This is a genomic window from Streptomyces sparsogenes subsp. cuspidosporus (assembly GCF_039532705.1).
GTDB lineage: Bacteria > Actinomycetota > Actinomycetes > Streptomycetales > Streptomycetaceae > Streptomyces > Streptomyces sparsogenes.
Genome location: NZ_BAAASD010000030.1, coordinates 36,383 through 62,665 on the forward strand (window position 1 = coordinate 36,383; position 26,283 = coordinate 62,665).

Genomic DNA, 26,283 nt, shown 5'->3' on the forward strand with positions numbered 1-26,283 from the left:
GGTCAGCCATCATGCGCATCTTCGTCGCGGGAGCCACGGGCGCCGTCGGCCGCCGTCTCGTCCCGCTGCTCGTCGCGGCGGGACACGAGGTCACCGGCGGCACGCGCACCCGGGAGGGGGCGGAGCGGCTGCGCGCGCAGGGGGCGTCGGCCGTGCGCGTCGACGTCTTCGACGCCGACAGCGTGCACCGGGCGGTCGCGGACGCCGCCCCCGAGGCGGTCATCCACCAGCTGACCGCGCTGACGAACGGCGACCGCGCCGAGAACGGGCGGATCCGCAGGGAGGGCACCCGCCATCTGGTGGACGCCGCCAAGCGCGCCGGGGTCTCGCGCATCGTCGCCCAGTCCATCTCCTGGGCCTACGGGCCCGGCGACACCCCGGCCGACGAGTCCACCCCGCTGGACGGGGCGGCGGAGCGGGCCGGGCTGGTCGGCAGCCTGCGGGCGCTGGAGGAGGCGGCCGCCGAGATCGAGACGCATGTGGTGCTGCGCTACGGGACCTTCTACGGCCCCGGGACCTGGTACGCGCGGGGCGGGCCGGTCGAGGCCGCGCTGCGCGGCGAGCAGACGGCGGGCGATCCGGTGGCGGCGCTGCTCGGCCCGGTGGTGGCGGGGGACGCGGTGAGCTCGTTCGTCCACGTCGAGGACGCCGCCCGGGCCGCGGTGGCCGCTCTGGAGTGGCCGAGCGGCACGGTCAACATCGTCGACGACGAACCGGCGCCGGCCCGCGCCTGGCTGCCGGAGTTCGCGGCGGCGATGGGCGCGCCGGCGCCCGCCCCCGCCGCGAGCGGCGGCCGGGAGGGCTGGGAGCGGGGGGCCGACAACACCCTCGCCCGCCGCCGGCTCGGCTGGCGGCCGCTCCACCCGACCTGGCGGACGGGTTTCAGGACGCTGTGACGAAGGTGCCCCAGTGACGCGGCAGGGCCCGGCAGCCGCCGGGCCCTGCTTTACGAAAGTCGGGAGTCGGGGAAGACCGCCTCGCTCAGCCCGGCATCCCCGTGGAGACCGTCAGCTCGATGGTGTCGGTCTTCGGGTCGTACGGCTCGTAGTTGCGGTACGTGTAGTTGAGGACGGTGCCCTTGCCCCAGAGGTTCTCGTCCTCGGTGGTCACGCGGTACTTCCACCCGGCGGCCCGGATGCACTTCTTCACGGAGTCGATGTAGAGGTTCTGGAAGTCGGGCACGTTGTACGCGCCCTTCTGGCTGTAGGACTCCGTGGCGTCGGTGCACTTCTCCGGGTCGATGACCTTGGTCTTGTCGCCCATGCGGAACCCGGACGGGGTCGCGGGCGCCGACGTGGTCTTGCTCTCCTTGGTGTCGTCGGCCGCCTGCTCGTCCTTGGAGTCGCCACCGCTGAGGGCGATCACCAGGACGACGGCGACGACCGCGATCGCCGCGACGACCGCCGAGCCGATGATCACGCGCTTGTTGCCGTTGTCGCCGCCCTGGCCGCCGCCCGAGGCCGGGGCCGGGGCGGGCGAGACGGTGTACGGCGGCGGGGTGTGGGCGCCGCCCTGCGCGTACGGCGCGGGGGTCGGGGCCGGGGTGTTGAAGCCCTGCTGGGCCACCGGCTGGGCGGGCGGCGGCGGGGTGGAGGGGCCGAAGCCGCCGAACCCGCCCGAGGACTGCGGCTGGTACGGGGTCTGGACGCCGCCGATGCCCGGGCCGGGGGTCTGCTGGCTGACCGGCGGGAAGACGGCCGAGCCCACGCCGGAGCCGCTGGGGCGGGCGGGCGGGCCGCCGCTGATGATGATCGGCGAGGCGCCGGTCTGACCGGTGCGCGAGACGCGGTCGCACTCGTCGCGCATGGCCTCGGCGGTGGGGAACCGCTCGTTCGGGTTCTTCTTCAGCGCGCGGGCGACCAGCGCGTCCACCGCGGGGGGAATGGACTGGTTGATCGTGGAGGGAGCGACCGGCTCCTCCTGGACGTGCGCGTACGCGATGGCGAGCGGCGAGTCCGCGTCGAACGGCAGCCGGCCCGTCAGCAGTTCGAAGAGCATGATGCCGACGGAGTACAGGTCGCTGCGGGCGTCCACGCCGCGGCCGAGGGCCTGCTCGGGGGAGAGGTACTGCGGGGTGCCGACGACCATGCCGGTCTGGGTCATGGAGGTGACGCCCGACTGCATGGCGCGGGCGATGCCGAAGTCCATGACTTTGACCACATTACGCTTGGTCATCATCACGTTACCGGGCTTGATGTCGCGGTGGACCAGCCCCATCTCGTGGCTGATTTCCAGCGCGGCCAGCACGTCGGCTGTGATTTTCAGCGCCTTTTCCGTGGGCATCGCGCCGTACTGCCGGACATCGGCGTCGAGGACGGCGCGCAGCGGCTGGCCCTCGACGTATTCCATGACGATGTACGGCATCACCGCGCCGTCGATCGTGTCCTCGCCGGTGTCGAAGACCGAGACGATGTTGGTGTGGGTCAGCTTGGCGACCGACTGGGCCTCGCGGCGGAAGCGCTCGCGAAAGGACTGCTCACGGCCCAGTTCGGTGTGCAGGGTCTTGATCGCGACCTGACGGTCCAGGACGCTGTCGTACGCCAGGTGGACGGAGGCCATACCGCCCTCGCCGAGCAGGTCCCGCAGTTGGTACCGGCCGCCCGCGAGCGACTTCCCCTCGTACCGGCCCGGTGCGCCCTGCTGGCTCATTTCTTACTTCCCCCTCGGCGCACTCACTATCCTGACGTGCACGTTCAGACCCATTGATCTTTTTGTACTCGATATCCTGGCCCAGTCTGCCCCAGGCCACGGACACGTCAAGCGGCGTGCCCGTTCCGTGACCGGATGCGCAAGAACCCGTCACGTGATGTGCACGGCCTCACCTACAACAGGTTGGATGGCCGGTCCATCGCGAACCGGTGCGCGGCACGAACCCTGTAGCGTGCTCTACCAGCAAACCGTACCGCCCGCGAGCGGGGCGATCACGAAGACCCCCACCGAGATCAGACGGCGAGGACCGATGGCACAGACCCAGAGCGGCGCCCAGGGGCCCTCCGAACCTGACGCCACCGGGGCCGGGATGCCGGACTCCCCCGAGGCGTGGGGCAACGGCGGCCTGGTCGGCGACGGCCGCTATCGGCTCACCAGCCGGCTCGGCCGCGGCGGCATGGCCGAGGTGTTCGCCGCCGAGGACGTCCGGCTCGGCCGTACGGTCGCGGTGAAGCTGCTCCGCCCCGACCTGGCGGAGGACCCGGTCTCCAAGGCCCGCTTCACCCGCGAGGCCCAGTCGGTCGCCGGGCTCAACCACCACGCCGTCGTCGCCGTCTACGACTCCGGCGAGGACGTCGTCAGCCAGGGCGGGTCCGGCAAGAGCGTGGTGCCGTACATCGTCATGGAGCTGGTCGAGGGCCGTACGATCCGCGATCTGCTGCTCAACGCCGAGGCGCCGCCGCCGGAGCAGGCGCTGATCATCGTCTCGGGGGTGCTGGAGGCGCTGGCCTACAGCCACCAGCACGGCATCGTCCACCGCGACATCAAGCCCGCGAACGTGATCATCACCAACAGCGGCGCCGTCAAGGTGATGGACTTCGGCATCGCCCGCGCCCTGCACGGGGCCGCCTCCACCATGACCCAGACCGGCATGGTCATGGGCACGCCCCAGTACCTGTCGCCCGAGCAGGCCCTCGGCAAGGCCGTCGACCACCGCTCCGACCTGTACGCCACAGGCTGTCTCCTCTATGAGCTGCTGGCGCTCCGCCCGCCGTTCGTCGGCGAGACCCCGCTGTCGGTGGTCTACCAGCACGTCCAGGACATGCCGGTGCCGCCGTCGGAGGTCTCCGACGGCGCGGTGCCGCCCGAGCTCGACGGGCTCGTGATGCGCTCGCTGGCCAAGGACCCGGACGACCGGTTCCAGAGCGCCGAGGAGATGCGCGGGCTGGTGCAGTACGCCCTGCAGATGCTGACCGACGCGGGCGGCCACACCGGCACCTGGAACACCGGCCCGGTGACCCAGCACCTGGGCGCCTCCACCGGCGCCATGGGCATGGCCGGCACCGCCGCCCTGCCGCACCCCGGGCACGGCGACACCACCCAGCAGCCGATCCTCCAGGGCCGGCGGGACGACGACGGCGGCTACGACGGGGGCTACGACAACGGGTCCGGCGGCCGTGGCGGCCGCGGCAAGGTGTGGCTGCTCGCCGTGCTCGCGGTGATCGCCATAGCGGCCGGCGTGGCCTTCGCGCTGAACGTCGGCGGCGACGACGGCAAGAAGCAGCCGAGCAAGCACCAGACGTCGACCAGCCAGCCGCACACCAAGAAGCCGACCGAGAAGCCGTCGGACGACCAGACGGAGCCGACCGCGCCCAGCGAGCCCTCCGGCGGAACGGGCGACTACACCGGGTCGACCGAGCCCTCGTCGCCCTCGTACAGCGAGCCCACGACCACGCCCCCGACGGACACCGAGACCGACCCGCCCACCGGGGAGCCGACGAACGAGGAGACCACGCCGGGTGGTGAGGAGACCACCCCGCCGACGACTCCCCCGACGACGCCCCCGACCACCGACCCGACCGATCCGACCGGCGGGCTGGACGGCGGCTGACCGGCCGAGCGGCTGATCGGCCGAGTGGGGTTTTTCCCGACGGGGCGCGCCTGCGTGAAGGCGCGCCCCGCCGCGTTATGCCCCGTCGCGTTATGCCCCGTCGTGTCAGCCGCAGAAGGCGTCGCGGACCGCCTCGTACTCCCGCGTCCACCACACCGCCAGGGCCGCCGCCGCGGGGAAGAGGGGATCGGCGCGGCGGTCGCCGTCCTGGTAGCGCCAGCGCAGCATCCAGAAGTCGTTGAGCCGCTCCCACCACACCCGGTGCACGGCCGCCGCCATCTCGGCGGCCCCGGCGCCCGTCGCGCAGCGGTAGGCCCGCGCGTACGGCCGCACCTTGTCCAGCTCCAGCGGGCCGCCCGGCCGTACGAAGAAAATCGCGGCGGCGCGGACCGCCTCCTCGGCTCGGGGCTGCACGCCGAGCCGGTCCCAGTCGACGATCGCGGCCGGTTCCGTGTCGCGGTAGAGGAGGTTCAGCGGGTGGAAGTCGCCGTGGACCCAGCCGGTGGCCGGGACGGCGTCGGCCTCCGGGCGGCGGTGGGCGTGCCGCTCCAGCAGCGCCCGCCGCTCGACCAGCCGGTGCTCGGCGAGTTCGTCGAAGGTGTCGCGACGGCGGCGGCCGCGGGCGAGGGTGAGCAGCCGGTCGATGAGCGCGAAGGTGTAGTCGGGGTCGGCGGAGGCCTCGGGGGGCTGCCGGTCGGCCGCGCGGGCCTCCACGACCCGCTCCAGGCAGGTGTGGACGCGCCCGAGCAGCCCGCCGAGCCGCCATGACTGGGCGGCGGTCAGCTCCCGGCCGACGCGGTGCCGTCCCTCGACCCAGGGGTGGAGGGCGTAGCAGCGGCCGCCGATGACCACGACGGTGCGCCCGTCGGCGTCGGGGACGGGCGGGGCGACGGGCACCCCGAGCGTCTCCAGCCGCTGGGTCACCCGGTGCTGGCGGGCGATGGTGGCGCGGTCCCCGTCCAGGTGGTGCTTGAGGAAGAACCGGCCGCGGGTGGTGGCCAGCCGGTAGCCGCGGTTGAGCAGGCCCTCCGCGACGCGCTCGCAGGAGACCGCCTCGCCGGTGCCGTCGTAGCGGCGCAACAGCGCGCTCAGGGTTTCCCCGTCGGGAGCGGTCTCGGCGGAGGTGACATGTGAGCGCGGCACTCGTCAGATGTTAGATCAACGAGCCCGGGCGGCACGGTGCGAGTTGACGCGGGCGGCCGGTCAGTGCTTGTGCCCGGGCCCTCGTGATCCCTAGTGGTTCTGGGGCTGGGTCTTCCGGTCCCCGGCCGGGGAGTCGGCGGAGGGCCGGGCCGGTGAGGGGGCCGGGGAGTGGGCCTGGGCCTGGAGCCGGGCCACGTACGCGGCGGCCTGCGAGCGGCGCTCCATGCCGAGCTTGGCCAGCAGCCCGGAGACATAGTTCTTGATCGTCTTCTCGGCGAGGTGCAGTCGCTGGCCGATCGCGCGATTGGTGAGCCCCTCCCCGATCAGCACGAGGATCCGCCGCTCCTGCTCGGTCAGCCCGGCGCTCAGGTCGTCGCCGAGCCCGCCCGCGCCGACGCCCGCGCCCACCTCCGTGCCGACGCCCGCCCCCGCACCGACGCCCGCGCCCACCTCCGCCCCCGCGGCCACCTCCCGTACCGCCGCGAGCAGTTCGCCGCTGCCGACGTCCTTGTGGACATAGCCGGAGGCGCCCGCCGCGATCGCGTCGACGAGGGCCGCGTCGCCGGCGAAGGAGGTGAGCATCAGGCAGCGGACGTCCGGATGGTGGACATGGAGTTCGCGGCAGACCTCGACGCCGCTGCCGTCCGGCAGCCGCAGGTCCAGCAGGGCCACATCGGGGCGCGCGCCGGGGAGCCGGGCCAGCGCCTCGGCCACGGTGCCCGCCTCGCCGACCACCGCCATGTCCGGCTCGCCCGAGAGGAGCTCATGGATACCGCGTCGTAGGATTTCATGGTCGTCGAGGAGGAAAATCCGGATTTTTCCCTCTCCGCGCACGAATCCAGTCTCACACACCGAGTCTTCAGACGTCTCACGATGTCTTTCCGCGCCATTGTCCGGGGGGATAACGTGCCGTTGTTCCGGCGGGCTGCGGGGCTGTGACCAGTGCTTGTTCCACTTCTGCGTGATTTACTTGGAAATCCAAGCAAAATTGCAGGTCAGAAGGGGTTTCGCAGAGATGCGACGTTCTGGGTAACGTGCCCTTTGCAGGGCCAGCCGCCGGGATACCTGTCACGCCCGGTCGGTCTTCGGCGCACCCACCCCGTGCGCTGTCGCCGAGCGAGCGAGCCGCAACTGGCCGCCGGCGGATCCCGGGGGCCGGACAGACGGAGGAGCACACGTGACCGTGGAGAGCACTGCAGCGCGCAAACCGCGCCGTAGCGGAGCCAAGCGCACCAGCGGGAAGCGGCGGACGACCGACCAGCCCGAGCTCGTCCAGCTGCTGACCCCCGAGGGCGAGCGGGTCGAGCACCCCGAGTACTCCCTGGACCCCACCCCCGACGAGCTGCGCGCCATGTACCGCGACATGGTGCTGACCCGTCGCTTCGACGGCGAGGCCACCACGCTGCAGCGCCAGGGCGAGCTGGGTCTGTGGGCCTCGCTGCTGGGCCAGGAGGCCGCGCAGATCGGCTCCGGCCGGGCGCTGCGGGACGAGGACTACGTCTTCCCCACCTACCGCGAGCACGGCGTCGCCTGGTGCCGCGGTGTGGACCCGGTGAACCTGCTGGGGATGTTCCGCGGGGTGAACCACGGCGGCTGGGACCCCAACAGCAACAACTTCCACCTCTACACCATCGTCATCGGCTCGCAGGCGCTCCACGCGACCGGCTACGCGATGGGCGTGGCCAAGGACGGCGCGGACGCCGCGGTCCTGGCCTACTTCGGGGACGGCGCCTCCAGCCAGGGCGACGTCGCCGAGGCATTCACCTTCGCCGCGGTCTACAACGCCCCGGTGGTCTTCTTCTGCCAGAACAACCAGTGGGCCATCTCCGAGCCCACCGAGCGGCAGACCCGCGTCCCGCTCTACCAGCGCGCCCAGGGCTACGGCTTCCCCGGCGTCCGGGTCGACGGCAACGACGTGCTGGCCTGCCTCGCGGTCACCAAGGCCGCGCTGGAGCGGGCCCGCACCGGCCAGGGCCCCATGCTGATCGAGGCGTTCACCTACCGCATGGGCGCCCACACCACCTCCGACGACCCGACCCGCTACCGCCGGGCCGAGGAGCGGGAGCTGTGGGAGACCAAGGACCCGATCCTGCGGCTGCGCACCCACCTCACCGCCCAGGGCCTGGCGGACGACGCCTTCTTCGCCGAGCTGGAGGAGGAGAGCGACGCGCTCGCCAAGCGGGTGCGCGACGCGGTACGGGCCATGCCCGACCCCGACGACATGGCGCTCTTCGAGCACATCTACGCCGACGGGCACCCGCTCGTCGACGAGGAGCGGGCTCAGTTCGCCGAGTACCAGGCTTCGTTCGCTTCCGCCGAGGAGGGCAACTGACATGGCCGCCCAGAAGATGTCGCTCTCCAAGGCGATCAACGCCTCGCTGCGCAAGGCGCTGGAGAACGACCCCAAGGTCTTGATCATGGGTGAGGACGTCGGCAAGCTCGGCGGGGTCTTCCGCATCACCGACGGCCTTCAGAAGGACTTCGGCGAGGAGCGGGTCATCGACACCCCGCTCGCCGAGTCCGGCATCGTCGGCACCGCGATCGGGCTGGCGCTGCGCGGCTACCGCCCGGTGGCGGAGATCCAGTTCGACGGGTTCGTCTTCCCCGCGTACGACCAGATCGTCACCCAGCTCGCCAAGATGCACGCGCGGTCGCTGGGCAAGGTCAAGCTGCCGGTCGTCATCCGGATCCCCTACGGCGGCGGCATCGGCGCGGTCGAGCACCACAGCGAGTCGCCCGAGGCGCTGTTCGCGCACGTCGCCGGGTTGAAGGTGGTCTCCCCCTCCAACGCCTCCGACGCCTACTGGATGCTCCAGCAGGCCATCGACAGCGACGACCCGGTGATCTACTTCGAGCCGAAGCGCCGCTACCACGACAAGTCCGAGGTCGACACCGCCGCGATCCCCGACCCGCTGCACGCCGCCCGGGTCGCCAGGCCCGGCACGGACCTGACGCTCGCGGCGTACGGCCCCATGGTCAAGGTCGCGCTCGACGCCGCCGGCGCGGCGGCCGAGGAGGGCAAGTCGCTGGAGGTCGTGGACCTGCGGTCGATGTCGCCCATCGACTTCGACACCCTCCAGCGGTCCGTCGAGAAGACCGGCCGCCTGGTCGTCGTCCACGAGGCACCCGTCTTTTTGGGCACTGGCGCGGAGATCGCCGCACGGATCACCGAGAGGTGCTTCTATCACCTTGAGGCCCCGGTGCTGCGGGTCGGCGGTTTCCACGCCCCGTACCCGCCGTCGCGGCTGGAGGACGAATACCTCCCGGGCCTCGACCGGGTGCTCGACGCCGTAGACCGCGCGTTGGCGTACTGAAGGGCTTGAGGAGAGTCGTGACCATGGCTGCAACCGATCAGCGCTTCCGTGAGTTCAAGATGCCCGACGTGGGCGAGGGGCTGACCGAGGCGGAGATCCTCAAGTGGTACGTGGCGCCCGGTGACAGGGTCGCCGACGGCCAGGTGGTGTGCGAGGTGGAGACCGCGAAGGCGGCGGTCGAGCTGCCCATCCCGTTCGACGGCGTGGTGCACGAGCTGCGCTTCGGCGAGGGCACGACGGTGGACGTGGGCACCGCGATCATCTCGGTGGACACCCAGCCGGGCGCGGGGGACGCGCCCGCGCCCGCCGCCGCCCCTGCCGAGCCGGCGGAGCCCGCCGCCCCGGCCGAGCCCGCGGGGGCCGCGGAGCCCGCCGAGGCCGCCGAGAACGGGGGCCGCCAGGCCAACCTGGTCGGCTACGGCGTCGCCCCCTCGTCCACCAAGCGCCGCCCGCGCAAGCCGCGCCCCGGCGCCCCGGCCGCGCCTGCCCGGGGCGTCCCGGCCCAGCCGCTCCCCGCTGCCGCCGCTCCGGCCCCGGCCCCCGCGCCGCCGCGGCCGGAGCTGAACGGCCACGGCAAGGCCGCGCGCCCGCTGGCCAAGCCCCCGGTCCGCAAGCTCGCCAAGGACCTGGGGATCGACCTCGCGACCGTCACCCCGACCGGTCCCGACGGCACCATCACCCGCGAGGACGTCCACGCGGCCGCGGCCCCCGCGCCCGCCGCCGTGGCCGAGCCCGTCGCGCAGCCGGCAGTGGCCGAGGCGGAGGCGGCCCCTGCCCCCGCCGTCGGCCGCGAGCGCCGGGTGCCGGTCAAGGGCGTGCGCAAGGCCACCGCCCAGGCGATGGTCAACAGCGCCTTCACGGCCCCGCACGTGACCGAGTTCATCACCGTCGACGTCACGCGCACCATGAAGCTCGTCGCCGACCTCAAGCAGGACCCGGACATGGCCGGGCTGCGGGTCAACCCGCTGCTGCTGGTCGCCAAGGCGTTCCTGGTGGCCATCCGGCGCAACCCGGAGATCAACGCGGCCTGGGACGAGGGCGCGCAGGAGATCGTCTACAAGGACTACGTCAACCTGGGCATCGCGGCCGCCACGCCCCGGGGCCTGATCGTCCCCAACATCAAGGACGCGGGCTCGCTGACCCTGCCCGAACTGGCGTCCGCCCTTGGTGAGCTTGTCTCCACCGCCCGCGAGGGCAGGACCAGCCCGGCGGCGATGTCCGGCGGCACGGTCACCATCACCAACGTCGGGGTCTTCGGCGTCGACACCGGCACCCCGATCCTGAACCCCGGCGAGTCCGCGATCCTCGCCTTCGGCGCGGTCAAGCTCCAGCCGTGGGTCCACAAGGGCAAGGTCAAGCCGCGCCAGGTGACCACCCTGGCGCTGTCCTTCGACCACCGCCTGGTCGACGGGGAGCTGGGCTCCAAGGTGCTCGCGGACATCGCGGCCATCCTGGAGCAGCCCAAGCGGCTGATCACCTGGGCCTGAGCGCAGGTCCGCACCTGGGCCTGAGCAGGTCCGCCTCCGGGGCGCCCCCGTGGCCGCCCCGGAGGCGGACCGCCCATCGGGCGCATCCCACGACACCCCGCGACATCCCATATCCCGGACCGTGCCGCGTCACGCATACCTGTTGTATCTATGATGTGCGCATGTCTCCCGGTCCCGTCCCCACCGCCCCGACCGCCAAACAGCCACCCGCCGCCGAGCGCGTCTACGCGCACGTCAAGCAAGCCGTACTCGACCGCCGCTACGAGGGCGGCACCCTGCTGACCGAGGGGGACCTCGCCGAGGCCGTCGGCGTCTCGCGCACCCCCGTACGCGAGGCCCTGCTCCGGCTCGAGGTCGAGGGGCTGCTCAAGCTCTACCCGAAGAAGGGCGCCCTGGTGCTGCCCGTGTCCGCGCAGGAGATCGCGGACGTCGTCGAGACCCGGCTGCTGGTCGAGCGGCACGCCGTCGCCAAGGTCGTCCCGGCCGGGCCGCAGCTCATCGCCCGGCTGGAGGAGCTGCTCGAGGAGCAGAGGGGGCACGCGGCGGCCGGGGACCTGGGCGCCTTCGCGGTCGCCGACCGGTGCTTCCACGCCGAGATCGTGCGGGCCGCGGGCAACCGCATCCTGGCGCAGCTGTACGACCAGCTGAGGGACCGCCAGCTGCGGATGGGCGTGGCCACCATGCACGCCGAGCCCGGCCGCATCGCCAAGAACATCGCCGAGCACACGGAGATCCTGACCGCCCTGCGCTCCGGCGACGCCGCGGCCGCGGACGGCTTCGTCGAGCGCCACATCAGCTGGGTCAACATCCTGGCGCGGGGTGAGGAGCGGTGAGCCCACACCGACTGCCCGGCGATCCGCCCGGCGGACGGCGTGCCGTCGCCGTCTGGGGCCTCGGGGTCGCCGTCTACTTCATGGCCATCACCTACCGCACCAGCCTGGGCGTGGCCGGCCTGGACGCCGCCGAGCGGTTCCACATCAACGCCTCGGCGCTGTCGACGTTCTCCATCCTGCAAGTGCTCGTCTACGCGGGCATGCAGATACCCGTGGGTCTGATGGTCGACCGGCTGGGCACCAAGAAGGTGCTCTCGCTCGGCGTGGTGCTGTTCACCGGCGGCCAGTTCGGGTTCGCGCTCTCCCACTCGTACGGCCTCGCGCTGGCCTCCCGCGCGCTGCTCGGCTGCGGCGACGCCATGACCTTCATCAGCGTGCTGCGGCTGGGCTCGCGCTGGTTCCCGGCCCGCCGGGGGCCGCTGATCGCCCAGGTCGCCGCGCTGTTCGGGATGGCGGGCAACCTGGTCTCGACGCTGGTGATCGCGCAGGCCTTGCACAGCTTCGGCTGGACCCCGACCTTCGCGGGCAGCGCGATCGGCGGGGCGGTCGTCCTGGTCCTGACGCTGGCGTTCCTGAAGGACCACCCGGAGGGGTACGAGCCCGTCCCGGCCACCCACTCCGGCGCCGGCTTCGTCCGCCGGCAGATCGCGGCGGCCTGGCGCGAGCCCGGCACCCGCCTGGGCATGTGGGTGCACTTCACCACGCAGTTCCCCGCGATGGTCTTCCTGCTGCTGTGGGGGCTGCCGTTCCTGGTGGAGGCGGAGGGGCTCTCCCGCGCGTCCGCCGGTGAGCTGCTGACCCTGGTCGTGCTCTCCAACATGGCGGTCGGCCTGGTCTACGGGCAGGTCATCGCCCGGCACCACGCGGCCCGCGCGCCGCTGGCCCTCGGCACGGTCGCGGCCACGGCGCTGCTGTGGGGCGCCGTGCTGGCCTGGCCCGGCGACCACGCGCCCCTGTGGCTGCTGATCGCGCTGTGCGCCGTGCTCGGCGCCTGCGGCCCCGCCTCGATGATCGGCTTCGACTTCGCCCGGCCCGCGAACCCGCCCGAGCGGCTCGGCACCGCCTCCGGGATCGTCAACATGGGCGGCTTCACCGCCTCGATGACCACCCTGCTGGCCATCGGCGTGCTGCTCGACGCGACCGGGGGCAACTACCGGATCGCCTTCTCCTCGGTGTTCGTCCTCCAGGCTCTCGGCGTGACGCAGGTACTGCGGCTGCGCGGCCGGGCGCACCGCCGGGAGCGCGAGCGCGTCGTCGCGAGCCGCGTCGAGGCGGTGCACGTACCGGCGTGACGCGGGCGCGTCCCTGGGCGCGTCCTTTGCCCGCCCCCTGCCCGCCCCTCGCCCGTTGCCCTTCCCGGTGGGTGTCGGGTCAGGGGCCCCGGGGCGGGCGCTCGGGGGCCGCTCCCGGGCGCTTCAGGACCGTGGGCGCGCGTCAGGCCGTGACCGCGAAGTGGGCCAGGATCGCCTCGGCCAGCTGCTGGTCGCCCTCGATCTTCAGCTTGTCGGCGACCGCCTCCGCCCGCACCCGTCCGCACGCCAGGCGCAGATACGTCTCCCAGTCCGTGGTCAGCGTGACCGTCGGCCCGAGCGAGACGCTGCCGTCGATGGTGCCCCGGCCCTCGGCGTCGACCCGTACCGTCCGCATGAACTCCAGCGGGCCGTTCACATCGAAGACCACCGCCGAGCCGGGCGCCGCGCCCGCGTCGTCGACGACCACCTTCGGGAGCGCGGCCAGCAGCCGGTCCCGGGCGATGGACGCACCGGCGGAGTCGAGATTGCCCGGCTGGCCGAGCGCCCGCCGCAGGTCCTGCTCGTGCACCCACACGTCGAACGCCCGCCTCTGAAGGGCCTCCTCCAAGCTCACCTCGCCGCCGCCGGGCCAGCGCACCATGGCGTCCGGCTGGCGCTTCTCGTTCCGCAGCTGGCGGGAGCGGCGGATGATCGTGTACTCCAGCTCGGAGGTCATCTCGGGCGCGGTGTGGCACCGCCGCACATCGACCTGGACCTCCATGTAGCGGGCGTGCTCGCTGGTGACGTGGAACAGGTCGCGCGGCAGCGAGTGGATCGGGCGCGGGTCGCCGAGCATCTCGCACTCGAGGCCGATGACATGCGAGACCACATCGCGCACCGACCACCCCGGGCACTCGGTGGCCCGGTTCCACTCCCCTTCGACGAGCGGATTCACCAACTCGGATATCGCTTCGACGGAATGGGTCCAGGCGTCGATGGAGGTCTGAAGGCTGGGATGGACGGTCACGGGACCCCTCGGGCGGTTGGTACGCGGGCTGGGTGCTTGTGTGTGCGTTTAAGTTACGCTGCGCACGAGCACCCCGGGAGTGCTTTCGGGTCTGATCGTAGGCCCGGATCGGCGGCTCGACCGCTGAGAGCGGTGGTAAGGTGCGCGCCTTCCCGCCGGAGACCGGGGCGAACCCGGATGGATCGGACGGACCGGTCGAATCCCGTCGGACGGTTCCTCAGTCGGCGATGTGGCGATACCCGGTGGTCCGCGAGGGCGGCGGTAGCGGCGCGACGGTGACGGTGCGGCCGCGGCCGGGGGCGTGGATCACCTTGCCGCCTCCGATGTAGAGGGCGACGTGGCCGTCCCCGTAGGCCAGGACCAGATCGCCGGGGCGGAGTCCGGCGCGGGTGGTGGCCTTCCCGGCGTACCGCTGGGACCAGGTGGTGCGGGGGAGCCTGACCCCGGCGGCCTGCCAGGCCCGCATCGTCAGGCCCGAGCAGTCGAAGCCGCGGGGGCCGGTGCCGCCCCAGATGTAGGGCTTGCCGAGCTGGCCGCGGGCGAAGGCGATGGCCCGCGCGGCCCGGCCGTTGGGCCCGGGGTGCTTCCTGGGGTGCTTCTTGGCGGGCTTCTTGGAGTGCTTCTCGGTGCCCTTCTTGCCGGTGTCGTCGTCGGCGCCGGCGCTGTCGTCGGTGGTGCGCTCGGGGGCGGACGGGCCGGTCTCGCCGCCCGCCGGCTCCCGTTCCTCGACGTCGTCCGCGGCCACCGTGCCGGGCAGCTTCAGGGTGTCCCCGGCGTAGATGAGGGTCGAGCCGCCCAACTCGTTCAGCTCCTGCAGCGCCTTGACGGTGGTGTGGTGCTCCTGGGCCAGGCCGTACAGCGTGTCGCCGTGGACCAGCACCACCGTCGTCGTCCGCGCGGGCGGGACGGCGCCGGGCCGGGTGTCGGCGTCGCCGCCGTCGTCCTTCTGCTTCGGCTGGGCGGCCGGGGTCCTCGCGTCGGCCGGCGGGGCCAGGTTGACCTTCCGCGAGGGAGCGGGTGACTGGGCGGAGGCGCGGTCGCCCGCCGGGCCGTGGACGGCCAGCAGCGCACCCGCCAGGACCGCGAGGACGGCCAGCACCGCCACGGCGCCCGTACGCACCGCAGTCCGGCCCACGGTGGCCACCAGCTTCCGCCATCCGGCGGCCGGCTTGGCGTGGGACGCCGACGACGTCTGGGTGCGGCGCCGGGCGGCCCGTATGTGCTCTCCCATCACAACCTCCTTCGCGGTCGCCCCTGGGACGGGGCGTGAGAGGGAGGCTGCTGGGGCGCGAGGGTGTCCGGCAACGCCTGGGCCGTCCGGGACAGTCCGGCCCTGTCTGTGCAGGTCAGGGCCCCGCCGGGTCGGCATGGCCCCGCCGGCCCGGCACGGGCGGGCGGAACGGCCACACCTGCTCCGGGGTCTGTCACGCCTCGACGGCGCACGTCCGGACACCCGCGCTGACCTGCGTAGACGATCCCGGACGGGCCCGGACGCCCAGACCCGTTGCCGAGCCCGCCGGACACCCCGAGGCTTCTGCCCACCGCCCCGCACCCGCCGGGCGGCGCCCCCGTCGAAGGCGCCGCTCCGCGTGCTGCCGGGGCCGCCCTGCCGCTCACCGGTGTCGACGGCCGCAGGCAGGCGCGACAGGAGCCGGGATCGCTCGCGAGAAGGCCCCCGGTTCCCCGGAACCCACCCACTCCTTCCACCCAGGAGCATCAGCATGCGCATCACACGAACCCGGCGGACCCGCAACCTGGTGGTCGCGGCCCTCGCCGGCAGCCTGCTCGCCGGCAGCGCGGCGGTCGTCGCCGGCGACGACCTCTTCACCACCGACACCTCCGCGAAGCCCGCCGACGCCTCCGCCGAGCCCGCCGACACCATCGCCAACGCGGCGGCGTCCGTGAGCGGGGGCCTGCCCGCCGTGCGAGGGCTGAAGTTCAGCCTGGGCGACCGGTCGGTGAAGCTGTCCTGGAAGAAGGTGACCGGCGCGGACGACTATCGCGTCTACGCCGACTACTCCTGCGACAACATGCCCCGCAGCGCCAGCACCTACCAGCTCGTCAAGGACCGGCTGGGCAAGCAGACCGAGTGGACCCACCAGAACATCACGGCCAACTGCGTCAACTACGCGGTGGCCGCGGTACGCGACGGCAAGCAGGGCGCGCTGCCCCCGATCGGCAAGCGGGTGGTGGTCTCGATGACCAACCGCGACCACACCACGGCCGCCCAGCGCTACTTCGCCGCCGCCCCCGACGCCGGCGACGTCATCGCCCGGACCCGGGTCGCCCCCGGCCAGGACCGCGGGATCGTGCTCGCCCGCGCCTACATCCGGAACAAGGACACCTTCACCGAGGCCATCGGCGACCACCGTGGCTGGACCGCCGACCCCAGGGCGTCCTCCAAGGTCACGGTCGCCTGGAACACCGGCACCGGGGAGATCGCCGTTTACGTCCACAAGTCCTGTGCCGCCGGCACCTCACTGCCCAACGGCGAATCGGTGCAGGCGGGGTGCAAGGACGCGCTGCCCGCCGCGTTCGTCCCCAACGCGGCCTCCGTGGGTGACTCCTCCTCGGACCGGCGCAACCTGATCAGCGTTTCGCGCACCGGCTCGGGTGGCCTGTCCGTCGGTGTGTCCGCGGTCAACTCCATCGCGAGCACCCTCGGCCGGATCAACGGACAAGTGACCCTGACCCCGTACCAGGACACCTTCCGGGTCACCCTCACGGCCGACGAATTCCCGTCGTGGGAGTTCATCCGCTACCCCCACTTCGTCCAGGGCGCACCGGTCGGGGAATCCAGGGTGATCGCCACCCGCGATCAGACCAGCATCTCCGCCCTCACCAGCGGGCACCAGTCGACCTGCGTCAGCCCGGCGGCCGAGACCCTGCACGCCCAGAACCCCATGTCCTGCTGAGCGGCACGGGACACACCCGGCACCAGGCGTCAGGCAACCCGTCGGGGGAGCCGACCGGGCAACCCGGCCGGCTCCCCCGACGCTGTTCCGTGAGGAGATGGCAAGCTTGAAGCATGAACGATGCCGCCCCGGCGCCCACCCCAGCGCCCCGACGTGCCCGTGTCCGCGCTCCTGAGCTGGTCGGGAAGGGGGGCTGGCTCAACACCGGCGGCAAGGAACTGTCCCTCGCGGACTTCCGGGGCCACATCGTGATCCTGGACTTCTGGACGTTCTGTTGCGTGAACTGCCTTCACGTCCTGGACGAGCTGCGCGAGCTGGAGGAGAAGCACCGCGACACCGTGGTGATCGTCGGGGTGCACTCGCCGAAGTTCGTCCACGAGGCCGAGCACCAGGCGGTCGTCGACGCCGTCGAGCGCTATGAGGTGCACCACCCCGTGCTCGACGACCCCGAGCTGGCCACCTGGAAGCAGTACGCGGTACGGGCCTGGCCGACGCTGGTGGTCATCGACCCCGAGGGGTACGTGGTCGCCCAGCACGCGGGCGAGGGGCACGCCCACGCGCTGGAGACGCTGGTCGCCGAGCTGGAGGCCGAGCACGGCGCGAAGGGCACGCTGCGGCGCGGCGACGGGCCGTACGTGCCGCCGGAGCCGGTCGCCACCGAGCTGCGCTTCCCGGGCAAGGCGCTGCCGCTGCCCGGCGGCACCTTCCTGGTCTCGGACACCACCCGCCACCAGCTCGTGGAACTCGCGGCGGACGGCGAGAGCGTGCTGCGGCGGATCGGGGCGGGCGAGCGGGGGCTGGTCGACGGGCCCGCCGACCGGGCACGGTTCAGCGAGCCGCAGGGGCTCGCGCTGCTGCCGGACGGCACGGTGATCGTCGCCGACACGGTCAACCACGCGCTGCGCGCCCTGGACCCGGCCACCGGCGAGGTGCGGACCGTCGCCGGCACCGGGCGCCAGTGGTGGCAGGGGTCCCCGGCCGCCGGGCCCGCCCGCGAGGTCGATCTGTCCTCGCCGTGGGACGTGGCGTGGTTCGCCGACCGGCTGTGGATCGCCATGGCGGGCGTCCACCAGCTGTGGACCTACGACCCGGCGGACGGCACCGTACGCGCCGCCGCCGGCACGACCAACGAGGGCCTGGTCGACGGACCGGCCGAACAGGCCTGGTTCGCCCAACCGTCCGGGCTCGCCGCGGCCGGGGACCGCCTGTGGGTCGCGGACTCCGAGACCTCGGCGGTGCGCTACGTGGAGCGGGACGACGAGGGCACGGGGGAGGATGGCGCGGGCGGCTTCGTGGTCCGTACGGCCGTGGGCACCGGGCTGTTCGACTTCGGCCACCGCGACGGCCCGGCCGACCAGGCGCTCCTCCAGCACCCGCTCGGCGTGACCGCGCTGCCCGACGGCTCGGTCGCGGTCTGTGACACCTACAACCACGCGCTGCGCCGCTTCGACCCGGCCTCAGGCGAGGTCAGCACCCTCGCGACCGACCTGCGGGAGCCCTCCGACGCGGTGCTGGTCGACGGCGACATCCTCGTCGTCGAGTCCGCGCGGCACCGGCTGACCCGGCTGCGGCTGCCCGAGGAGGCGGTACGGGTGGAGGCGGTGGCGCACCGCACGCAGCGGGCCGCCACCGACATCGCCCCGGGCACGCTCCGGCTCGACGTCGTCTTCCACGCGCCCGCCGGCCAGAAGCTCGACACCCGCTACGGCCCCTCCACCCGCCTGCTGGTCAGCTCCACCCCGCCCGGCCTGCTGGCCGAGGGCGAGGGGGCCGGCACCGACCTGGCCCGCGAGCTGGTGCTGGCGGAGGGGGTGACCGAAGGTGTGCTGCACGTCTCGGCGATGGCCGCCTCCTGCGACGACACAGAGTCCAACAGCGACTCCGCCGCGGGTGCCAACGAATACCCGGCCTGCCATGTGCACCAGCAGGACTGGGGTGTTCCGGTGCGGGTCGTCGAGGGCGGCGCGACCAGGCTGCCGTTGGTGCTCGCGGGGATGGACGCGGACGAGGCGCCCCAGACGTCCTAGGAGCCCTGGTGACTAGGCGGCCCAGGTGCCCTGGGCCGCCTAGTCGTAGTACCGCTGCTCCTCCACGACCGGCGCGGCCGGGGCCGGGGCCCGGGTGCGCCGGCGCTTGAGGACGCTGACGTAGGCCGCCATGCCGATGAAACCGACGGCCATCAGGATCAGTCCGATGAGGTGGAGGTGGAGGCCGTCGGTCTTCACGTCCACAGCGAAGGTGAGGATGGCCCCCACCGCGATCATTCCTATGCAACCGCCCAGGCCCATGAGTGGTGCCTCCGAACTGGATTGACTGTCTATCCGGGCTGGTTTTGATCGGGTACCCGGGTCGGCGAGGGCCAATCCGCCTCGCGGGCCCCGGGCCTGTCGGGCCGACCTCCGCCGGGCCGGCGCGGGCCGGGGCAGAGGCGGGGCAGGCCAGGTCAGGGGCGGCTCAGGATCAGGAGTGGATGGACGCGGCCAGGGCCCATGGCGGACCATGGGGCGATGTCGCTCAGTACGCATGACGCCGACCTGTTCGAGGCTGCCCGGGGCCGCCTGGAGGCGATCGCCTACCGGCTGCTGGGCTCGGCCGGCGACGCCGAGGACGCGGTGCAGGACGCGTATCTGCGGTGGCATGCGGCGGACCGGGAGCGGATCGAGACGCCCGAGGCATGGCTGACGAAGGTGCTCACCAATCTCTGCCTCAATCAGCTCACCTCTGCGCGCGCCAGGCGTGAAACCTACGTGGGGCAGTGGCTCCCGGAGCCGGTCCTGGCCGGGGACCGGATGCTCGGCCCGGCCGACACCGTCGAGCAGCGCGAGTCGGTCTCCCTCGCGATGCTCACCCTCATGGAGCGGCTGTCGCCCAATGAGCGCGTGGTGTACGTGCTGCGCGAGGCGTTCGGGTACCCGCACCGCGAGATCGCGGAGATCCTCGACCTCACCGAGTCCAACTGCCAGCAGATCTACCGGCGTGCCAAGCAGCACCTCACCATCGACCGGCCCCGTACGGAGGTGGACGCGGCCGCCGCGCGGAAGATCGTCGAGGAGTTCCTCACCGCGGCCCTCAGCGGCGACACCGAGCCCCTGATCCGGCTGCTCACGGACGACGCGGTCGGCATCGCCGACGGTGGTGGCCGGGTCCGGGCCCGCAGGAGCCTGGTCGTCGGCGCGCTCGACCTCGCGCGATACCTGTCCGGGGTGCTCCGGCCGACCGAGTCCAAGCGAACACTCGTGGGCGGCAGCCTCGCCTTCCACGCCGCCGTCGTCAACGGCGGTCCCGCCGTGCTGGTGGAGGTCGAGGGGCGGGTCTACGGCGTCCTCGGCATCGAGGCGACCCCCGACGGCGTCGCGGCGATCCACATCCAGGTCAATCCCGACAAACTGGAGCGCATCACGCGTCAGTGGGTGGCCTCCGGCCCCCACCCCCCGCTCCCGGTCACATGGTGACCCACATCACGGTCCTCGCCTGTCAGGGTTCGCGCGGCTGTCCGGTTCAGGAGGTGAATCGGAGAGGAGCGAAACATGAAGCACCGCATTGTCGTCCTCGGAGCCGGGTACGCCGGAGCCGTCACCGCCGGTCGCCTCGCCAAGCGGCTGCACCGCGACGACGTCGAGATCACCCTCGTCAACGCGGACCCCGACTTCGTCGAACGCGTGCGCCTGCACCAGCTCGCGAGCGGGCAGGACCTGCCGCGCCGCCCGCTGCGCGAGGTCTTCGCGGGCACCGGCGTGCGGGTCAGGGCGGCGCGGGTCACGGCGGTGGACGTGGACCGCAAGACCGTCGAACTCGTCGATGAGCAGGGCGCGGGCACCCTCGCCCACGGCCCGCTCGCCCACGGCCCGCTCGCCCACGACAGCCTCGCCTACGACACGCTGGTGTACGCCCTCGGAAGCACCGTCGCCGACAACGGCGTCCCCGGTGTCGCCGAGCACGCCTACGACGTCGCCGGGAAGCAGTCCGCGCTGCGGCTGCGGGCGCGCCTGGCCGAGGTGGCGCCGGGCGGGACCGTGCTGGTCGTCGGCGGCGGCCTGACCGCCATCGAGGCGGCCGCCGAGATCGCCGAGGCCCACCCGGAGCTGCGGGTCGCCATCGCCGCGCGCGGCGGTGTCGGCGACTGGCTCAGCGACAAGGCCCGGCGTCACCTGCGCGGCGCCTTCGACCGGCTCGGCATCACGGTCCACGAGCGGGCCGACATCACGCGCGTCGGAGCGCACGGCGTGGTCGTCGGCGCGGCCGGGGAGATCCCGGCCCAGGTGACCGTGTGGACCGCGGGCTTCACCGCCCACCCGCTCGCGGCCGCCACCACGCTGGAGGTGTCCGACACCGGGCGGATCGTCGTCGACGACACCATGCGCTCGGTCTCCCACCCCGATGTGTACGCCGTCGGCGACGCCGCGTTCGCCCAAGGGGCGGGCGACAAGCCCCTGCGGATGGGCTGCGCCACGGCCAACCCGATGGCGTGGCTGGCCGCCGACGCCCTCGCCGCGCGCCTGACCGGCCGCAAGGTACCCCGGACCACGATCGGCTACGCCGCCCAGTGCGTCAGCCTCGGCCGCCGCGACGCCATCGTCCAGCGCGTGACCTCCGACGACCGACCCACCTCCACCGTCCTCACGGGCCGGACCGCCGCCCGCGTCAAGGAGTTCATCTGCGCGTCCACGGCCTGGGGACTTCACCACCCGACCATGTTGGTGCCGAGCCGCCGCCGGCACCTCGCGAGCGGCCGCGGATCGGAAGCGGTCACAGCTTCCGCGTCATGAACGTACTGTTCGGGTCGGGCCGGTAGTCCGCGAACGGCTCGCAGGGGACGAACCCGAACTTCTCGTACAGCTTCCTGGCCGGCAGGAAGAACTCGGCCGACCCGGTCTCCAGACTCAGCCTCGTGAAACCCATGCGCTCGGCCTCGGTGATGATGTGCTCCAGCAGCAGGGACGCGACCCCGCTCCGCGTGCGCGCCGCCTTGGTGCGCATCGACTTCAGTTCGGCGTGGCCCGCGTCCAGCTTCTTGAGCGCACCGCAGCCCACCAGGACGTCACCGTCCCGCACCACCCAGAACGTGATGTCGGGCTCGCGGAGGGCGTCGAGGTCGAGCGCGTGCTTGCTCTCCGGAGGCGAGAGGGACCGCATCTGCCGGACGTGCTCGTCGAGGAACTCGGCTGTCTCGGGTCCGGAGAGGTCGTCTGTCTCGATCTTCATGCTCACTCGCCCTACTCTCTGGACTCCCCGGATGACCGGTCTCCGTCTCACCGTCCTGGGATCCGCGACGCCCCTACGCGAGCGTGGACAACCCCTGCTCCGGCTATCTGATCTCCAGCGGCCACACCCGCCTCTGGGCGGACGCGGGCAGCGGCACGCCGGCGCAACTGCAGCGGTACGCCCGGCTCGACGAGGTGGACGCGATCTGGATCTCCCACCTGCACGCCGACCATAGCGCGGACCTGCTGACCGCCTACTACGCGGCGCTCTACGCGGACCTCCGGCTCGCCGCCCCCATCCCCCTCTACGGGCCGCCGGGCATCGCCGAGCGGCTGGCCCACTACCTGACCAACGGCCCGCGCCGCAGCCCGACCAGTGCCTCGGCCAGTTTCGGCAGGTAGGCCATCGGGCTCACCTCCGCGAGCACCCGATAGGCCTCGACCTGCCGGTCGACGCTCAGGTAGCCGGATCCGAGCAGGATTGAGCGGGCCCTGAGGACATCGTCCTGGTCAACCCTTTCGGCGGGATTCATGACGATGATTCTGAGAGCCGGAGAAGAGGCCGGACAAGGCCGCTGAGCTGTGCGATCGGTCCTACGAAAAAGGCCGCTGAGCTGTCATGATGGATATGAATTCAGTTTCCGGCGGCTGTTCGGACACTCGCCTACGGCGACCCCGACAGGGCCCCGCGATCGGCCGACCGCCGCGGGCGGGCGATCAGCCGGATGTCAGGGCCTGATCTCGCGACGTCCAGCAGTTCGCACCGCAAGATGTCGTCCATGGTCTCGATGGTGCCGCCCTGGAGCGCGCTCTTACCACGGCCGAGGAGCGCGGGCGCGATGTAGGCGATGATGCGGTCGACCAACCCGGCCGACACGAATGAGGCGGCGAGAGTGGGACCGCCTTCGAGGAACATCCCGCGCACCCCCCGGGAGGACAACTCCCTTAGCAGCGCGTCGAGGTCCAGGCCCTCCTTCGCGCGCGGGAGCTGGACGACGGTCGCGACGCCGTCGAGGTGCGTGGCGTCCGCGTCCTCCGCCACGGCGATGATCGTGGGCGCGGCGTCGTCGAGCACGCGGGCGCCTGCGGGCGTGCGCGCGTTGCTGTCGACGATGACCCGCCACGGCTGCTCGTCGACGGGTACGGCCACCCTCAGCTTGGGGTCGTCCACCAGCGAGCGCACGGCAAGGTGCGGATTGTCGGCCTGCTGTGTGCCGGACCCCACCACCGTGGCCTGACAGGCCGCGCGCAGGGAATGGACTTCGGCACGGGACTCCGCGCTGGTGATCCACTGGCTGGTGGAGTCCGCCGCGGCGATCCGCCCGTCCAGGGTGGCCGCGTATTTGTAGACAACGTAGGGGCGCCCCTCGACGGTGGTCCATTCGTCGGCGCCGACCAGCTCGCTGATGTTCATGGGTCCCTTCCCCGATGGTTGGTGTCGGTGAGCCTAGGCAGTGGTGATTGCTTCGGTCAGGCGCTGAACCATCTCGGTGCGCCTCCAGGGTGCAAGGCTGGTGACGACCCGACGCAGCTCTGCGGTAGTGCGGCGTGACTCCGTCTCCCGGGTGATCTCCACGGCTTCCATCGCGGTGGCGCAAGCCGCGTCGGGAGAACGGTTGGCGGCATGAGCGCCGGCGAGGCGTGCCAAGTGAAGCCCGCGCTCGCGTTGGTAGGTGTCGGGCCAGCTGTTGAGAGCCCGCTGGAAGGCGGCTAGGGCCTCGGCCGGCTTGCCCAGGCGGAGGTAGCAAGTGGCCCGTTGGGCCTCGACGTAGGAAGAGTTGCAGTAGCCCCCGAGCTGATCGGTCACCGCACCGTCTCCGCCGACGAGTGCCTCGGCGGAGTCGAGCGCGCGCAGGGCATCGCTCTCTTCGCCGACGATCGCGTGGCCGTGGGCCTCCTGGAGACGAGCGGAGGCCCGGATACGCGCGGGCACGTCGCCGCGAACGCGTAACGCGGCCGCTGCCAGACCAACTACCCGCTGCTGCTGCCTCAGGCCGGCGGACAGCTGGGATTTGCGCATCAGGATGAACGCTTGGCGCACGGGCTCGTCGGCTTCCTGCGCCCACTCCATCGCGCGGTCGGACCACCAAAGGCCTTTGCCAGGGTGGCCGAGATCCTCGTATAGCCGGCCAGCGAACTCTGCCCATTCGGAGGCGGTTTCGAGGATGCGACGGCGGAGGGCGCCGGTGGCTGCGGGGAGGAGTTGCTGCTCGATGACGGTGAGGTGGTCGTGGACAGCGCTGATGGCCGAGTGCGGTCCGTAAAGCCCGTCTGACTGGACCAGGGTGACGAGGAGGTGGCGGAGGTGGTCGACGACGGCTGGATTGATCGGGCGGCGAGTCGTGGAGCCGACCGGGGCGGGGAGTATGCCGAGGCCAACCGCCGTGCCCAGGAAGTTGCGACGGTTCACGTCAGACTTCTGGGCCGGACCGTCGGCCAGTCCGACATCGGCAGGGGACATTCCAAGCCGATCAGCGACGAGCGTCAGCACATCGATGTCCCGGGCGGACTGCCGACCACGCTCCAACCTGCTGATGGTGCTCTGGCTGTATCCGCACAGGTCGGCCAGTTGCTGCTGGGTCCACCCACGTCTGCGGCGGGCGGCCGCGATGGCCTCACCCGGGTGGTGTGCTGACTGCGCCATATCCGGTCCTGGTCTGCGATGGCGTGCCTGGACAAGGAATACCCACAGTAGCCGCCCCGTCGCACGCGTATGCATGTTCCGCATAGCACAGCGTCAGACGCATGCGCCCGGGACGGCCGCAAGGGCGCGACTGTTTTCTGGCTGCACTGGGAGAGACGCTCCGCCGGAGGCACCCTCATGACGTTCACTCAGCACGCCCCCACCCCATGGACACCACCGCGCGGCAACGACGTGGAGATGGTCGAGGTCGGCCACCACTGGGACGCTGTGCGCGCCCCCCAAGTCATCGGCGAGCGCGCTCTCGATCTCCTCGGTAAGCAGAGCGGCGCCGTCATCGCCGACTACAGCACCATGTACTGGCTCGTCTCGTCGGGCAGCGCCCACTACTGGCAGGTCATTCGCCAAGTGCAGGTCCTGACGACGACCACTGCCGAACTCACCTACATGGGGGTGCCACCCGGGCACTGCAGGAAGGGGCCCGGCCTGCACTGGCGCGTCCCGGTGGGCCCCAACCGGTACCTAACCGACGCCGAGCAGTTGCGCCAGGCTCTCCTCCTTGCGGCCGTTGTCGAGTGCGGCCCTGACCAGGAAGCCGACCAGTGACGTCCCAGGTCTGCGCGCGCTGCGACGCGAGGACCGGCAAGCCGGTCCTCGTCGGACACGTGCACTCCGCCAGCGCCGGTGGGCGCACCCTCTACTCCTGTCCCGAGCATGCCCTGACCTTCCCCCGGCCCATCGATCCGGTCGCCCAGATCGATGCCCTGCGCCGCGCCCGGAAGGAGGAAACAGCATCGTGACCACCTCGGCCAACGCGCGGCGGCTGTCCCCGTACTGCGCGCTGTACACCGCCGAGCCCGACACCACACCCGACGAGATCCACGCGTACTGCAAGGGCCCGGGTGAGGTCCGGGCCAAGCCCGTACCGCCCGCGACCCGTGGCGCGCTTCTCTTCACCGTCCGCTGCGACTGCGCCTGTCACCGCGCCCGAGGCCGTGACGTTGCGGTGAGTATCGGACAGCGACACGCCGACGCCACGGCGTGTCGCTGTCCCAAACTCACCGCAAACCCAGGCCCGAGCAGCGTAAAGCCCCCTGCCCACCCGAGGCAGGGCCGACTTCGGACCGCACAGACCACAGCGGCCGAAGTCCCGGAAAGCCTCGCCCCGGCCTCCCGCTTGCAGGCCAGTGGCCGGGACGAGGACCGCGCGACCGCGCGGGGGCACCCCCGCGCGAGTGAACTCGCAGGAGGCCCCATGCGATTACAGCATGTCGTCCGCCAGGACCCGGGCGACGGCGACACCATGCCGGACACCGACGCCCCCACACCCGGCGGCCAGACCCCCGGCGACTCGGACGACGGACGCCAGTACGCCCACTAGCCAGACGGCGGCCCCGCCCCCGGCCAGCCCCCCGCCACGAGGAGGGGCCGCCCGCAGGAGCCCCTCATGACAGCACCGCCCCCACCCCCGCCCGACCACTGGCACTGCTACCGCTGGACCGGAGACCGGCGCACCTACGACGACGAGTCCGCGCGCAGACCACCCCACCTCGTCGTCCACAACATCCCACCCAATGAGTGGAAACAGATCGCCGCCGCCAGCCCCGCCTTCACGGCCAGCGACGTACCCCCGCTCGAAGTGCCGCACTGGCTGCTGCGCCCCGCCAGGATGATCAAGGCCACCTTCCAGGAGCCGGACAAAGCCTCCGCCTGGTACCGCGACCAGGTCACCGACCTTACCCCCGCCTTCATGACCGACCACGACAGGGACCCCGCGCGCCAAGCCGAATGGCAGACCGCAGCAGAAGACCGGCTCGGCTGGGGCGGAGACGTCGTCGGCGGGTGGTATCTGCGCGGAACCGGATTCGCCTCCGTCCAGGTGGTCGCGTGCAGCGCGAACCGGATCCGCCCGACCATCCCCTGCCCGATGAGCCCCCAGCCGTAGCGGGG

24 protein-coding genes and 1 pseudogene are annotated in these 26,283 nt (G+C 72.3%); 16 read left to right on the forward strand and 9 right to left on the reverse strand.

Translation table 11 applies throughout. The features are described 5' to 3' along the window. The first annotated feature begins 11 nt into the window (after nucleotides 1-11). Complete coding sequence (locus ABFY07_RS28740; RefSeq protein WP_346177287.1) at nucleotides 12-896, forward strand: NAD-dependent epimerase/dehydratase family protein; 885 nt, start codon at nucleotides 12-14, stop codon at nucleotides 894-896. An 85-nt stretch (nucleotides 897-981) separates the two neighbouring features. On the opposite strand, the gene ABFY07_RS28745 is transcribed toward ABFY07_RS28740, so the two are convergent. Beyond that, nucleotides 982-2,649 (reverse strand): protein kinase domain-containing protein, encoded by a 1,668-nt coding sequence (locus tag ABFY07_RS28745; RefSeq protein WP_346177288.1) that lies wholly within the window; start codon nucleotides 2,647-2,649, stop codon nucleotides 982-984. Between the two features lie 310 nt (nucleotides 2,650-2,959). On the opposite strand from ABFY07_RS28745, the gene ABFY07_RS28750 reads away from it, so the two are divergent. Further along, nucleotides 2,960-4,540 (forward strand): protein kinase domain-containing protein, encoded by a 1,581-nt coding sequence (locus ABFY07_RS28750; RefSeq protein ID WP_346177289.1) that lies wholly within the window; start codon nucleotides 2,960-2,962, stop codon nucleotides 4,538-4,540. 105 nt (nucleotides 4,541-4,645) lie between these two features. On the opposite strand, the gene ABFY07_RS28755 is transcribed toward ABFY07_RS28750, so the two are convergent. Continuing rightward, complete coding sequence (locus ABFY07_RS28755; RefSeq protein WP_065962141.1) at nucleotides 4,646-5,683, reverse strand: phosphotransferase; 1,038 nt, start codon at nucleotides 5,681-5,683, stop codon at nucleotides 4,646-4,648. Nucleotides 5,684-5,773: 90 nt separating this feature from the next. Next, nucleotides 5,774-6,517, reverse strand: coding sequence for a response regulator transcription factor (locus tag ABFY07_RS28760; protein WP_346177290.1), 744 nt, complete (start codon nucleotides 6,515-6,517; stop codon nucleotides 5,774-5,776). A 343-nt stretch (nucleotides 6,518-6,860) separates the two neighbouring features. Here ABFY07_RS28760 and pdhA point away from each other — a divergent pair, with 343 nt between their 5' ends. The 5 genes from pdhA to ABFY07_RS28785 all read left to right on the forward strand — a co-directional run bounded on the left by pdhA (nucleotide 6,861) and on the right by ABFY07_RS28785 (nucleotide 12,609). After that, the gene (gene pdhA, locus ABFY07_RS28765; RefSeq protein WP_346177291.1) at nucleotides 6,861-8,015 is read left to right on the forward strand and encodes a pyruvate dehydrogenase (acetyl-transferring) E1 component subunit alpha; all 1,155 of its coding nucleotides are present in this window, start codon (nucleotides 6,861-6,863) and stop codon (nucleotides 8,013-8,015) included. A gap of 1 nt (nucleotide 8,016) precedes the next feature. Continuing rightward, nucleotides 8,017-8,997: an alpha-ketoacid dehydrogenase subunit beta gene (locus ABFY07_RS28770; protein WP_346177292.1), complete on the forward strand. Its 981-nt coding sequence runs from the start codon at nucleotides 8,017-8,019 to the stop codon at nucleotides 8,995-8,997. Nucleotides 8,998-9,020: 23 nt separating this feature from the next. Beyond that, nucleotides 9,021-10,484 (forward strand): dihydrolipoamide acetyltransferase family protein, encoded by a 1,464-nt coding sequence (locus ABFY07_RS28775; protein WP_346177293.1) that lies wholly within the window; start codon nucleotides 9,021-9,023, stop codon nucleotides 10,482-10,484. Between the two features lie 161 nt (nucleotides 10,485-10,645). Beyond that, a complete protein-coding gene (locus tag ABFY07_RS28780) occupies nucleotides 10,646-11,317 on the forward strand; it encodes a GntR family transcriptional regulator (protein WP_346177294.1) in 672 nt (223 codons plus the stop codon). Beyond that, on the forward strand, nucleotides 11,314-12,609 hold the full coding sequence (locus ABFY07_RS28785) for an MFS transporter (RefSeq protein ID WP_346177295.1): 1,296 nt from the start codon (nucleotides 11,314-11,316) through the stop codon (nucleotides 12,607-12,609). Before ABFY07_RS28780 ends, ABFY07_RS28785 begins: the two co-directional genes overlap by 4 nt. 142 nt (nucleotides 12,610-12,751) lie before the next feature. Here ABFY07_RS28785 and ABFY07_RS28790 read toward each other — a convergent pair whose 3' ends face one another. Together ABFY07_RS28790 and ABFY07_RS28795 are read right to left on the reverse strand one after the other, a co-directional pair. Further along, entirely contained in the window at nucleotides 12,752-13,576 is an 825-nt protein-coding gene (locus ABFY07_RS28790) for a maleylpyruvate isomerase family mycothiol-dependent enzyme (RefSeq protein ID WP_346177296.1), read from the reverse strand. 217 nt (nucleotides 13,577-13,793) lie between these two features. Further along, nucleotides 13,794-14,807 carry a C40 family peptidase gene (locus tag ABFY07_RS28795; RefSeq protein ID WP_346177297.1) on the reverse strand — a complete coding sequence of 338 codons (1,014 nt, stop codon included), beginning with the start codon at nucleotides 14,805-14,807 and terminating at the stop codon, nucleotides 13,794-13,796. A gap of 490 nt (nucleotides 14,808-15,297) precedes the next feature. Here ABFY07_RS28795 and ABFY07_RS28800 point away from each other — a divergent pair, with 490 nt between their 5' ends. Together ABFY07_RS28800 and ABFY07_RS28805 are read left to right on the forward strand one after the other, a co-directional pair. Continuing rightward, complete coding sequence (locus ABFY07_RS28800) at nucleotides 15,298-16,491, forward strand: hypothetical protein (RefSeq protein WP_346177298.1); 1,194 nt, start codon at nucleotides 15,298-15,300, stop codon at nucleotides 16,489-16,491. 113 nt (nucleotides 16,492-16,604) lie between these two features. After that, complete coding sequence (locus ABFY07_RS28805; protein ID WP_346177299.1) at nucleotides 16,605-18,518, forward strand: NHL domain-containing thioredoxin family protein; 1,914 nt, start codon at nucleotides 16,605-16,607, stop codon at nucleotides 18,516-18,518. A gap of 39 nt (nucleotides 18,519-18,557) precedes the next feature. On the opposite strand, the gene ABFY07_RS28810 is transcribed toward ABFY07_RS28805, so the two are convergent. Then, nucleotides 18,558-18,779 carry a DUF6458 family protein gene (locus ABFY07_RS28810; RefSeq protein ID WP_065962161.1) on the reverse strand — a complete coding sequence of 74 codons (222 nt, stop codon included), beginning with the start codon at nucleotides 18,777-18,779 and terminating at the stop codon, nucleotides 18,558-18,560. A 219-nt stretch (nucleotides 18,780-18,998) separates the two neighbouring features. Here ABFY07_RS28810 and ABFY07_RS28815 point away from each other — a divergent pair, with 219 nt between their 5' ends. Next, nucleotides 18,999-19,943: an RNA polymerase sigma-70 factor gene (locus ABFY07_RS28815; protein WP_346177300.1), complete on the forward strand. Its 945-nt coding sequence runs from the start codon at nucleotides 18,999-19,001 to the stop codon at nucleotides 19,941-19,943. Nucleotides 19,944-20,018: 75 nt separating this feature from the next. Next, on the forward strand, nucleotides 20,019-21,257 hold the full coding sequence (locus tag ABFY07_RS28820; RefSeq protein ID WP_346177301.1) for an NAD(P)/FAD-dependent oxidoreductase: 1,239 nt from the start codon (nucleotides 20,019-20,021) through the stop codon (nucleotides 21,255-21,257). Here the strand turns inward: ABFY07_RS28820 and ABFY07_RS28825 are convergent. Further along, nucleotides 21,238-21,693: a GNAT family N-acetyltransferase gene (locus tag ABFY07_RS28825; protein WP_346177302.1), complete on the reverse strand. Its 456-nt coding sequence runs from the start codon at nucleotides 21,691-21,693 to the stop codon at nucleotides 21,238-21,240. The two genes, ABFY07_RS28820 and ABFY07_RS28825, sit on opposite strands and share 20 nt — an antisense overlap. A gap of 31 nt (nucleotides 21,694-21,724) precedes the next feature. Between ABFY07_RS28825 and ABFY07_RS28830 the strand changes: the two are divergent. Then, nucleotides 21,725-22,076: pseudogene (locus tag ABFY07_RS28830) on the forward strand (MBL fold metallo-hydrolase); the annotation flags it as partial. Nucleotides 22,077-22,356: 280 nt separating this feature from the next. Here the strand turns inward: ABFY07_RS28830 and ribD are convergent. Further along, a complete protein-coding gene (ribD, locus tag ABFY07_RS28835) occupies nucleotides 22,357-23,106 on the reverse strand; it encodes a bifunctional diaminohydroxyphosphoribosylaminopyrimidine deaminase/5-amino-6-(5-phosphoribosylamino)uracil reductase RibD (protein ID WP_346177303.1) in 750 nt (249 codons plus the stop codon). Nucleotides 23,107-23,139: 33 nt separating this feature from the next. Then, nucleotides 23,140-24,336, reverse strand: a complete 1,197-nt coding sequence (locus ABFY07_RS28840; RefSeq protein ID WP_346177304.1) for a helix-turn-helix domain-containing protein — start codon at nucleotides 24,334-24,336, stop codon at nucleotides 23,140-23,142. A 177-nt stretch (nucleotides 24,337-24,513) separates the two neighbouring features. On the opposite strand from ABFY07_RS28840, the gene ABFY07_RS28845 reads away from it, so the two are divergent. The 4 genes from ABFY07_RS28845 (at nucleotide 24,514) to ABFY07_RS28860 (ending at nucleotide 26,278) form a co-directional block, all read left to right on the forward strand. Beyond that, the gene (locus tag ABFY07_RS28845) at nucleotides 24,514-24,939 is read left to right on the forward strand and encodes a hypothetical protein (protein WP_346177305.1); all 426 of its coding nucleotides are present in this window, start codon (nucleotides 24,514-24,516) and stop codon (nucleotides 24,937-24,939) included. Beyond that, nucleotides 24,936-25,133 carry a hypothetical protein gene (locus tag ABFY07_RS28850; RefSeq protein WP_346177306.1) on the forward strand — a complete coding sequence of 66 codons (198 nt, stop codon included), beginning with the start codon at nucleotides 24,936-24,938 and terminating at the stop codon, nucleotides 25,131-25,133. The genes ABFY07_RS28845 and ABFY07_RS28850 overlap by 4 nt, the downstream gene beginning before the upstream one ends. A 455-nt stretch (nucleotides 25,134-25,588) precedes the next feature. Beyond that, on the forward strand, nucleotides 25,589-25,714 hold the full coding sequence (locus ABFY07_RS28855; RefSeq protein ID WP_346177307.1) for a hypothetical protein: 126 nt from the start codon (nucleotides 25,589-25,591) through the stop codon (nucleotides 25,712-25,714). Between the two features lie 66 nt (nucleotides 25,715-25,780). After that, the gene (locus ABFY07_RS28860; protein WP_346177308.1) at nucleotides 25,781-26,278 is read left to right on the forward strand and encodes a hypothetical protein; all 498 of its coding nucleotides are present in this window, start codon (nucleotides 25,781-25,783) and stop codon (nucleotides 26,276-26,278) included. The last annotated feature ends 5 nt before the right edge of the window (nucleotides 26,279-26,283 follow it).

Bases quoted from the DNA above. Each gene is read 5' to 3' on its own strand.
- ABFY07_RS28740 (WP_346177287.1), top strand. From the start codon at position 12: ATGCGCATCTTCGTCGCGGGAGCCACGGGCGCCGTCGGCCGCCGTCTC.
- ABFY07_RS28745 (WP_346177288.1), bottom strand. From the start codon at position 2,649: ATGAGCCAGCAGGGCGCACCGGGCCGGTACGAGGGGAAGTCGCTCGCG.
- ABFY07_RS28750 (WP_346177289.1), top strand. From the start codon at position 2,960: ATGGCACAGACCCAGAGCGGCGCCCAGGGGCCCTCCGAACCTGACGCC.
- ABFY07_RS28770 (WP_346177292.1), top strand. From the start codon at position 8,017: ATGGCCGCCCAGAAGATGTCGCTCTCCAAGGCGATCAACGCCTCGCTG.
- ABFY07_RS28775 (WP_346177293.1), top strand. From the start codon at position 9,021: ATGGCTGCAACCGATCAGCGCTTCCGTGAGTTCAAGATGCCCGACGTG.
- ABFY07_RS28780 (WP_346177294.1), top strand. From the start codon at position 10,646: ATGTCTCCCGGTCCCGTCCCCACCGCCCCGACCGCCAAACAGCCACCC.
- ABFY07_RS28795 (WP_346177297.1), bottom strand. From the start codon at position 14,807: ATGGGAGAGCACATACGGGCCGCCCGGCGCCGCACCCAGACGTCGTCG.
- ABFY07_RS28800 (WP_346177298.1), top strand. From the start codon at position 15,298: ATGCGCATCACACGAACCCGGCGGACCCGCAACCTGGTGGTCGCGGCC.
- ABFY07_RS28805 (WP_346177299.1), top strand. From the start codon at position 16,605: ATGAACGATGCCGCCCCGGCGCCCACCCCAGCGCCCCGACGTGCCCGT.
- ABFY07_RS28810 (WP_065962161.1), bottom strand. From the start codon at position 18,779: ATGGGCCTGGGCGGTTGCATAGGAATGATCGCGGTGGGGGCCATCCTC.
- ABFY07_RS28815 (WP_346177300.1), top strand. From the start codon at position 18,999: ATGTCGCTCAGTACGCATGACGCCGACCTGTTCGAGGCTGCCCGGGGC.
- ABFY07_RS28820 (WP_346177301.1), top strand. From the start codon at position 20,019: ATGAAGCACCGCATTGTCGTCCTCGGAGCCGGGTACGCCGGAGCCGTC.
- ABFY07_RS28825 (WP_346177302.1), bottom strand. From the start codon at position 21,693: ATGAAGATCGAGACAGACGACCTCTCCGGACCCGAGACAGCCGAGTTC.
- ribD (WP_346177303.1), bottom strand. From the start codon at position 23,106: ATGAACATCAGCGAGCTGGTCGGCGCCGACGAATGGACCACCGTCGAG.
- ABFY07_RS28840 (WP_346177304.1), bottom strand. From the start codon at position 24,336: ATGGCGCAGTCAGCACACCACCCGGGTGAGGCCATCGCGGCCGCCCGC.
- ABFY07_RS28845 (WP_346177305.1), top strand. From the start codon at position 24,514: ATGACGTTCACTCAGCACGCCCCCACCCCATGGACACCACCGCGCGGC.
- ABFY07_RS28855 (WP_346177307.1), top strand. From the start codon at position 25,589: ATGCGATTACAGCATGTCGTCCGCCAGGACCCGGGCGACGGCGACACC.
- ABFY07_RS28860 (WP_346177308.1), top strand. From the start codon at position 25,781: ATGACAGCACCGCCCCCACCCCCGCCCGACCACTGGCACTGCTACCGC.